Below are 8,292 nucleotides of genomic sequence, written 5' to 3'. Positions count from 1 at the left end.
TATATAGACTATAAGTCGAAAAAATTTCATAGTTCTATAATGTAGTATGGTCATCTTTTTGATATAGTAAAGAAAAGGGGGAGAATATATGTATACATTAAAAATCGTTTCAGACAGAGAAGCTCTGTATCAATTTGCGAGCTATGTAAGAGTTGTGCAAGGGGTTGAAGATGTATATGTAGAGGTGGGAGAACCTTTATATGAACATCCATTAATGAAGTTTTATGTACATATTACAATTGAAGAAACATATGATCAGCATAAAGCATTGCAAGAAATAGCTAGGTTAGTAGAATTAGGGCGTTTTACATATGTCCATTATCATAATGAGGAAATTGAAGAAGCTTTTGAAGTTGTAAAATACGAAAGCTTTAAGAAATAAAGTGAAACTTTAATCAGTGGGGGTTTTGTTCATCGCCCACTGATTATCAGCCCTCACCAATAGGGCTTTTATGGGCAGCCCGATCCCCACCTAACTTCTTTACTTTCGCTGAATTTTGAGGTAGGGGTCTTACCGCCCGCAAATAGCAGGATAACGGTAAAAAAAGGAAGTGGAAGCTTCCTTTTTTATTGAAAATTACAGCAACAAAAGAAAGAGAATTTTGTTATGATAAGGAAGGGTGAGGAAAGGGGAGTTTACATATTGGGGTATATTGAAGAGTTACGCAAAGTAGTTGGTACGAGACCACTTATTTTAGTAGGATCAGCAATTATTATATTAAATGATAATCAAGAAGTATTGCTTCAATATCGTTCAGATACATATGATTGGGGCGTACCTGGTGGGGCAATGGAACTGGGAGAAACGACAGAAGAAACTGCTCGTAGAGAATTATTCGAGGAGACGGGACTAAACGCGAAAATTATGCAATTTCTTGGCGTTCTTTCAGGAAAGGAAGTTTATTTTCGTTATCCAAATGGAGATGAAATTTTTAATGTGATTCATCTGTATCAGGCACATCATGTAAGCGGAGAATTAAAGCTCGATCATGAAGGGTTAGAACTTCAATATTTTCCAGTAGATAAGTTACCAAAATTGAATGAAACGACAGAGAAGATATTACAAAAATTCTTATACGCATTGACAGAATAGAAGGTTAATTCCTTCTATTTTTATTATATTAAATATTTTGATTTTTTGGTATGTTTATAGTATGATAATTTTAGACATACAACTTATGGAATTTCACCTACAAACTTACTAGGGTACATAAGAGAGGGGCAAGTACAAAATGCATAATGTTGTCATTACAGCTGCAGTTCGTTCACCAATTGGAACTTTCGGAGGAGCACTAAAAAATATAACACCAGTAGAATTAGCTGTTCCTGTACTTCAGGAAGCTGTAAAAAGAGGCGGAGTAGAGCCACATGAAGTTGATGAAGTAATTTTAGGTCATTGTATTCAAAGAACTGATGAAGCAAATACGGCAAGAACAGCTGCATTAGCGGCAGGATTTCCTGACACAGTTACTGGTTATACAATTCAACGTCAATGTTCTTCAGGTATGCAAGCAATTATGTCTGCTGCAATGCAAATCCAATTAGGTGTAAGTGATATTGTTGTTGCAGGTGGAGTAGAAGCAATGAGCTCGAGCCCTTATGCATTAAAACAACACCGCTGGGGACAACGTCTACAGCACGGAGAAATTCGTGATACGGTGTGGGAAGTTTTAGAAGATCCGATTCACCATATTATGATGGGTGAAACAGCGGAAAATTTAGTTGAACAATATGAAATTACAAGAGAGGAACAAGATGAAGTTGCGCTTCGTAGTCATACATTAGCGTTGCAAGCGATGGAGTCTGGATACTTTGACGATCAAATTGTTCCTATTACAATAAAAGAACGTAGAAAAGAAGTTGTATTTGCGAAGGATGAACATCCACGTGCAGATATTACAGCGGAAAAATTAGCAGGATTAAAACCAGCTTTCCGTAAAGACGGATCAGTAACTGCAGGGAATTCATCTGGTCTTAATGACGGAAGTGCAGTTCTAGTATTAATGAGCGAAGAAAAAGCAAAAGAAAAGGGCTTACAACCGTTAGCTCGAATTGTTGGATACTCAGTAGCGGGTGTAGATCCGAAAATTATGGGTATTGGACCAGCACCAGCAATTCGTAAAGGATTAGAAAAAGTAGATTGGTCATTAGAAGATGCAGATTTACTTGAAATTAATGAAGCTTTCGCTGCACAATATTTAGCTGTAGAGAAAGAGTTAGGGTTAGACCGTGAGAAAGTGAATGTAAACGGTAGTGGTGTAGGACTTGGACATCCAATTGGTTGTACAGGAGCTCGTATTACGGTAAGTTTAATTCACGAATTAAAAAGACGTGGATTAGAGAAAGGTATTGCCTCTCTATGCGTTGGAGGCGGTATTGGAGTAGCTTTATTTATAGAAGCATTATAAAAAAGAGGCAGCGATTGCTGCCTCTTTTTTTATGACTCAAATAAGTGATGAAATAATCGATCGCGATTTTCAAAGAAAAGTTTCGTCGTTTGGTAATGCTCCGTTTCTTCTAATGTAGATTCGTGAATCCCTTCTTGAGTTAAAGAGTATATAGTAGATTCAGGATAAGCCATTAAAATGGGAGAATGCGTTGCGATAACAAATTGTGAACCTTGTTCCGCTAGTTCGTGCATTCGAATAAGCATAGAAAGTTGCCTCATTGGTGATAGAGCGGCCTCAGGCTCATCTAAAATGTATAAACCTTGTCCTGAAAAACGATTCATAAATAATGAGAAGAAGGATTCGCCGTGTGATTGTTCGTGAAGTGAAACGCCGCCATAAGATTTTATAGCATCTATTTCATCGATATAAGAAGCAACGTTATAAAATGATTCAGCGCGAAGAAAGAAACCGTCGTTTGGTGTATTGAAACTTTTTGAAATTCGAAGATATTCATGTAAAGATGAATGGGAATCGTTTGTGCTAAAACGGAAATTCTTCGTTCCACCTTCTGCATTAAAACCTAAAGCAATTGCAATTGCTTCCAGTAATGTTGATTTACCTGTCCCATTCTCTCCAATAATGAATGTTACATTTGGGTGGAAAGCTAGTGATTGCAAAGTTCGAATAGCGGGTAGACAGTAAGGATATGCGGAAAAGCTAGGGATATTTTCTTTTTTTAATGTGACATTTTTTAAAAAGGGTACGTCAATCAATATATAAACCTCAATTCATAACGGATTTTGATTCTAAAAAAGCGGCAAATACTAATGTAAGACAACTTGCTAGTAATATTGTATATTGAAGTGCGCCAAAACCGAGCCCTTCCCAGCCGAAAGTCATTCTCTTCCATATGAAAATGAAAAGAACGCTCATAAAACCAAAGAGAGCAGGCATATATTTTATAATTTTCAAGTTCTTCCATAGAAAGAAGCCAATGTATGTACTTAAAAACAATATAAACAAAACAAGAAAAAAGACAAGTGTTAATGACACGTGAACACCTCCTTATTTTCTGAATATTTTATGTGGATTATAACACGTAAACTATCATATTCCAATGTGAAAATAAACATTGCATCAAGATTAATTCTCTCGTTATGATAGATGGTATTCTATTAGAAATATGAAGAGGAGTATTAATATGCCGTTTACATTTGCACATCCAGCAGCTGTTCTCCCTTTTGCTAAGAAACATTCTAGTTATATTTCGGTGACGGCTCTTATATTGGGTAGTATGGCACCTGATTTTGAATATTTTTTATATTTTAGGCCATACGGTATTATTGGCCATACATGGGCTGGTTTCTTCTATTTGAATTTACCACTCGTTTTTTTATTAGCATATGCATATCATCGTATTTTAAAAGGACCGTTTATAACACATTTACCTAAGCCTTTTGCTAGTTACTATAAATATGTAGTAGATGCGAAGTGGGGGCTATATACTTGGAAGGACTTTTTTGTATTTTGCTATTCAGCTTTATTCGGTATGGTGACGCATGTCGTTTGGGATGCTTTTACTCATAAGACAGGCTATTTTGTTATGAAAATATCGCTGTTACAGCAAGAAGTATATAGTATTCCAATTTATAAATTTTTACAGCATGGGAGTACATGTTTTGGTCTACTATTACTAATATATGTACTATGGAAATATAGGAGGGAAACTGATCAAGATACTAGTTTAACTGCGGAAAAAAAGAAATATTGGGCTTCATCTATCGTTGTGGCGGCCATTATATTTATCGTTCACGCGTTATTAGACCCCTATTTTCATATTTTCCAAATAGGAGGTATAATAGTATCTGGACTGACAAGTTCGTTTTGTGGACTTCTTATTGTTTCTATAGTTTACAAATCAAGGGACTAATTTATATTAATGAATGATAGTGTTAGGAGAAATTAAATGATGAAAGCATGGAAAAGTATTTTTGTTTTATGCAGTTTTCTTCTTATGTTAAGTGGTTGCTTCCAGCAAGAAGAAAAGAAGGCAGAACCTAAAAAGAAAGAATCTATTCCAGAAACAAAAGAGTATGGTGGGCGTGAGCTTAAAAAAGTAGGACAAAAAGTGAAAGAAAAAGGGTGGGGGACATTTGAATTAGAACAGATTCATTCTGTGAATCAGACATTTGAAGTAGCCCCAATGAAAATTCACGTACAAGACGTTAAAGTTATCTCATTATCACAAATGAGCAAAGAGGCAAAAAATACATTGAAAGTGTATACTGCATTAACTCCTGAAGAAGTAAAGCGTAGATTGGGAGATAAAGTGAGTCAAGAAGATGCTGAATTATATGCATCGTTAAGTGGAACAGAGATTAGCGATACGATTCGGTATGTTGAAATTACATATAAGGTAGAGAATAGTGGAGATAAGAACATGCAATTTTTCTCTATGAATGATGTTGCTATAAATGACAAACAACATTTTAATGTAGCAACTCAAAACTTTTTATATGATGAAGATACGCTCGTTGGTACAAAGAGTGTTTCAAGGGAAGATTATAGGCCTGGTGAGACACGAGAAGGAATTATCGGTTTAATACTTGATGATGGAAAAGAAAAAGTAAAGGATATTAAGTTTACGACAGATGATTTAGCAGCAGGAGACACAAATGAAGCTGTTAAAGAACCGCAAACTTTTAATATTTCACTCTCTAAATAAAGTGTCTTTATAATAATTTAAGCAAAAACAGTCAGCATAAAAAGTTATGCTGACTGTTTTTTTAGCTCTTTCATATATGAATCTACACTTTGAAAAGGCACTGTAATTTTAAAAGCATCTTTTTGCTCGTTAAATTGTTTTTCATTATAAGGACCGAATCGTTTATTATGCTTTACATCGATAATCCAATAATGTTCACTTTTTTTATTTGTAATTGCTGCGTCAGGATTATTTGGATCTGATTTTTCCTCAATTTGCTTTGTGATAATGTATTTATCGTCCCAAGCAATTTCTGTAATTTTTGCAGGGATGTATTGTGTAGCATATACAGCATCCTGCGATGGGAAAAGTTCAAATGCATCTCCAGAAGTATGTATGAGTTCATATTCATCGTTAATTGTATAGGTTAAATGGTTTGTATTGCCTGTGCAACCTGTTAATAAGAGTGCGGCAAATAGGATTATCCATCTTTTCAATATGGGAACCTCCTTTATAATGCTGTTGTAACACATTGTACAAGAAAAGTAAGCGAAACGCCAGTTTACAATGTTTTTTAGAAGTGGTACGATGAAACGGGTAAAGAAGGATATGAAGGAGTCGACACAAAATGAAGTTAAAGATGCATCGTCCAGCGCTTGTAATGAATCGCATAGGTGCTTCCCTTATTGACATGTTTTTAATCTCGGTTACGTACGGTGCAGTAGTAGCTATTATTACAGGAAACTATAGTGCTATTTTTGATCGTTTTAATATAAGTTTAGGTGACTATAGATATGACCTTACACTTGTTTTCGTATTAATGGCTATAAATTTTATTCTGTTACCTTTTCTTTGGAACGGTTCTACACTTGGTAAAAAGGTAACAAGAACAAAAATAATCTCGTTAACAAGTGAAAAACTAACGTTACAAACATTAATAATACGATTTTTGGTATTATTATTACCAAGCATATTATTACTTGGAGTTCCATTAATATGCAATGTATATATGATGTTATTCCGCAAAGATAATTGTGGCTTCCATGATTTAATTGCAAAGACAAAAGTGATGAGTCTTGTATAATTAATATTTAGAGTATACGTGCTACTAATGAAATAAGACTTTTTATTGTTTGTATATAAAAAGTCTTATTTTTAATTTCATGAAAAATTCCATCATTATCTTATTTTTCGGAAAATTAGATAAATGGAATTGATATAGGGTGGATATTTCCTATATAATACCCTCCATATTATTGATGGATGTTTAAAGAAGCGGTAGCTAATTCAAACATCCTATTTTCGTTTTAAATAGATTGAAAATTAAGAGAATGTTATAATGGGTATAAATAATATCGTTATATAACAAAGGGGGATTTGGAATGACTGGAGGTAGCTTAATATTTTGGGGAATTCTTATTTTTATTGGTTTAACCTTCGATCAATATAATAGTAAGAAAAAAAAAGAAACAAAAAAGTAATCGCTTACAATCTGTAGCGTGAACTTTTCCTGCTTGCAGACTAATCTAATAAAGGAGTATACTGAATGACGGTAAGACTTATAGAAGGGGTAATGAAAATGAAGCTTGCAGGAAAGGTTGCCATTGTAACTGGTGGTGGCATCGGTATTGGACGTAGTACAGCTCTTTTGTTGGCTAAGCAAGGCGCAAAAGTAATTGTGACGGACATTGATCAAGAAAGTGGACAAGCAACAGCTGAGGAAATTACGGATTTAGGCGGAGAAGCACTTTTTGTATCCTACGATATGGGGAAACAAGGAGATTGGCAACGTGTTATTAGTTTTGCTATGGAGGCATATAGTCGTATTGATATGCTTTTTCAAAATGCTGGTCTATATAAAATAGATTCTATTTTTTCTCGCCAACAAGAGAACGATTCCAATGTACTTTGTATTAATGACGTTTGGATAGAGATAAAACAATTAACGTCATCTTTTATGAAACAGCAAGAAGAAGTGGTGCTTAGTGATTTACCTGTTTTTGGTATTATTAGCACGAGAGGACAATCATTTCATACAATAGAAGCCCTAGTATAATAATGGAAAACCGCCCCCAGTATATATGTGGACGGTTTTTTTGTATGTTCTATTATAGAACTTTATTTTTTAACGAATACGTTGTTCGGTTTGGCTATCAAAGAAATGTGCTTTATTCATATCAAAAGCAAGTTTAATTTGGTCACCAGGTGAAAAAGTATGTCTTGCATCAACACGTGCTGCAAAATCTTGATTTCCAAGTTTCATATATAAAATGGATTCAGCCCCTAACAACTCTGCAACTTCAATTTTTGTTGTGAAAGTAGTAGATTGTGAAGCTTCTAAAAATAATAGTTCATCATGAATATCTTCTGGACGAATACCTAAAACAATTTCTTTATTTACATAGCCTTGTTCGCGTAATAACTTCATTTTTCCTTCAGATACTTTAAACTTTATTGAACTGTCTATAACGAAATCGGTTTCAGTTAATTTTCCACGGAAGAAATTCATTGCGGGTGAACCGATAAAACCACCAACGAAAATATTTTCAGGTGTTTCATATACTTCTTTTGGAGTTCCAATTTGTTGGATTTTGCCGTCTTTCATAACAACAAGGCGTGAAGCCATTGTCATTGCCTCAGTTTGATCATGTGTTACATAAATTGTCGTTGTGCCAAGGCGGTGGTGTAATTTAGAAATTTCTGATCGCATTGCAACACGTAGTTTAGCGTCTAAGTTTGATAAGGGTTCATCCATTAAGAAAACTTTTGCGTCTCGAACGATTGCTCTACCTAATGCAACACGTTGACGTTGTCCACCTGATAAAGCTTTCGGTTTTCTATCTAAATATTGTTCAAGCCCTAAAATTTGAGCTGCATGTTTCACTCGACGGTCGATTTCATCTTTCGGTATTTTTCGAAGTTTTAATCCAAATGCCATATTATCATACACACTCATATGTGGATAAAGAGCGTAGTTTTGGAAGACCATTGCGATATCTCGATCTTTTGGAGGAACATCGTTCATTAGCTTACCATCAATTGAAAATTCTCCTTTTGAAATATCTTCAAGTCCAGCTACCATTCGTAGTGTTGTAGATTTTCCACAGCCAGAAGGACCAACGAATACGATAAATTCTTTATCTTGAATGTGTAAATTAAAATCCGTTACGGCTGTTACGTTATTATCATATATTTTAT

At 34.7% G+C, this 8,292-nt stretch carries 12 protein-coding genes; 8 read left to right on the top strand and 4 right to left on the bottom strand.

What is annotated here, in order from left to right:
• Positions 1-88: 88 nt before the first annotated feature.
• The 3 genes from AB3X49_RS14280 to AB3X49_RS14270 all read left to right on the top strand — a co-directional run bounded on the left by AB3X49_RS14280 (position 89) and on the right by AB3X49_RS14270 (position 2,408).
• Entirely contained in the window at positions 89-382 is a 294-nt protein-coding gene (locus tag AB3X49_RS14280) for a DUF3928 family protein (protein ID WP_002088390.1), read from the top strand.
• A 261-nt stretch (positions 383-643) separates the two neighbouring features.
• Entirely contained in the window at positions 644-1,093 is a 450-nt protein-coding gene (locus AB3X49_RS14275) for an NUDIX hydrolase (protein ID WP_012261633.1), read from the top strand.
• Between the two features lie 139 nt (positions 1,094-1,232).
• Positions 1,233-2,408: an acetyl-CoA C-acetyltransferase gene (locus tag AB3X49_RS14270; RefSeq protein ID WP_002128911.1), complete on the top strand. Its 1,176-nt coding sequence runs from the start codon at positions 1,233-1,235 to the stop codon at positions 2,406-2,408.
• 29 nt (positions 2,409-2,437) lie between these two features.
• Here the strand turns inward: AB3X49_RS14270 and AB3X49_RS14265 are convergent, their stop codons facing one another.
• A complete protein-coding gene (locus tag AB3X49_RS14265; RefSeq protein WP_002165131.1) occupies positions 2,438-3,163 on the bottom strand; it encodes an AAA family ATPase in 726 nt (241 codons plus the stop codon).
• 10 nt (positions 3,164-3,173) lie between these two features.
• Entirely contained in the window at positions 3,174-3,443 is a 270-nt protein-coding gene (locus tag AB3X49_RS14260; protein ID WP_367962879.1) for a hypothetical protein, read from the bottom strand.
• A gap of 148 nt (positions 3,444-3,591) precedes the next feature.
• On the opposite strand from AB3X49_RS14260, the gene AB3X49_RS14255 reads away from it, so the two are divergent.
• Entirely contained in the window at positions 3,592-4,320 is a 729-nt protein-coding gene (locus AB3X49_RS14255) for a DUF4184 family protein (RefSeq protein WP_367962877.1), read from the top strand.
• Between the two features lie 36 nt (positions 4,321-4,356).
• The gene (locus AB3X49_RS14250) at positions 4,357-5,115 is read left to right on the top strand and encodes a hypothetical protein (RefSeq protein ID WP_002066932.1); all 759 of its coding nucleotides are present in this window, start codon (positions 4,357-4,359) and stop codon (positions 5,113-5,115) included.
• A 44-nt stretch (positions 5,116-5,159) separates the two neighbouring features.
• Here the strand turns inward: AB3X49_RS14250 and AB3X49_RS14245 are convergent, their stop codons facing one another.
• Complete coding sequence (locus AB3X49_RS14245) at positions 5,160-5,591, bottom strand: DUF3997 domain-containing protein (RefSeq protein ID WP_002138153.1); 432 nt, start codon at positions 5,589-5,591, stop codon at positions 5,160-5,162.
• A gap of 131 nt (positions 5,592-5,722) precedes the next feature.
• Between AB3X49_RS14245 and AB3X49_RS14240 the strand changes: the two genes are divergently transcribed.
• The 3 genes from AB3X49_RS14240 (at position 5,723) to AB3X49_RS14230 (ending at position 7,150) form a co-directional block, all read left to right on the top strand.
• Positions 5,723-6,178: an RDD family protein gene (locus AB3X49_RS14240; protein ID WP_002033806.1), complete on the top strand. Its 456-nt coding sequence runs from the start codon at positions 5,723-5,725 to the stop codon at positions 6,176-6,178.
• A gap of 298 nt (positions 6,179-6,476) precedes the next feature.
• Entirely contained in the window at positions 6,477-6,575 is a 99-nt protein-coding gene (locus AB3X49_RS14235; RefSeq protein ID WP_002128904.1) for a hypothetical protein, read from the top strand.
• Positions 6,576-6,640: 65 nt separating this feature from the next.
• Entirely contained in the window at positions 6,641-7,150 is a 510-nt protein-coding gene (locus tag AB3X49_RS14230) for an SDR family NAD(P)-dependent oxidoreductase (RefSeq protein WP_002066937.1), read from the top strand.
• Positions 7,151-7,219: 69 nt separating this feature from the next.
• On the opposite strand, the gene AB3X49_RS14225 is transcribed toward AB3X49_RS14230, so the two are convergent.
• Positions 7,220-8,292 (bottom strand): ABC transporter ATP-binding protein (locus tag AB3X49_RS14225; RefSeq protein WP_367962871.1); only part of this gene is annotated, 1,073 nt, incomplete at its 5' end.

The sequence above is a fragment of the Bacillus sp. C30 genome (assembly GCF_040838255.1).
GTDB lineage: Bacteria > Bacillota > Bacilli > Bacillales > Bacillaceae_G > Bacillus_A > Bacillus_A mycoides.
Note: the sequence above shows the minus strand (reverse complement) of the source record. Positions and strands in the feature narration are given on the sequence as shown.

Coding starts and splice junctions, on each gene's coding strand:
- AB3X49_RS14280 (WP_002088390.1), top strand. CDS start 89: ATGTATACATTAAAAATCGTTTCAGACAGAGAAGCTCTGTATCAATTT.
- AB3X49_RS14270 (WP_002128911.1), top strand. CDS start 1,233: ATGCATAATGTTGTCATTACAGCTGCAGTTCGTTCACCAATTGGAACT.
- AB3X49_RS14255 (WP_367962877.1), top strand. CDS start 3,592: ATGCCGTTTACATTTGCACATCCAGCAGCTGTTCTCCCTTTTGCTAAG.
- AB3X49_RS14250 (WP_002066932.1), top strand. CDS start 4,357: ATGATGAAAGCATGGAAAAGTATTTTTGTTTTATGCAGTTTTCTTCTT.
- AB3X49_RS14240 (WP_002033806.1), top strand. CDS start 5,723: ATGAAGTTAAAGATGCATCGTCCAGCGCTTGTAATGAATCGCATAGGT.
- AB3X49_RS14235 (WP_002128904.1), top strand. CDS start 6,477: ATGACTGGAGGTAGCTTAATATTTTGGGGAATTCTTATTTTTATTGGT.
- AB3X49_RS14230 (WP_002066937.1), top strand. CDS start 6,641: ATGACGGTAAGACTTATAGAAGGGGTAATGAAAATGAAGCTTGCAGGA.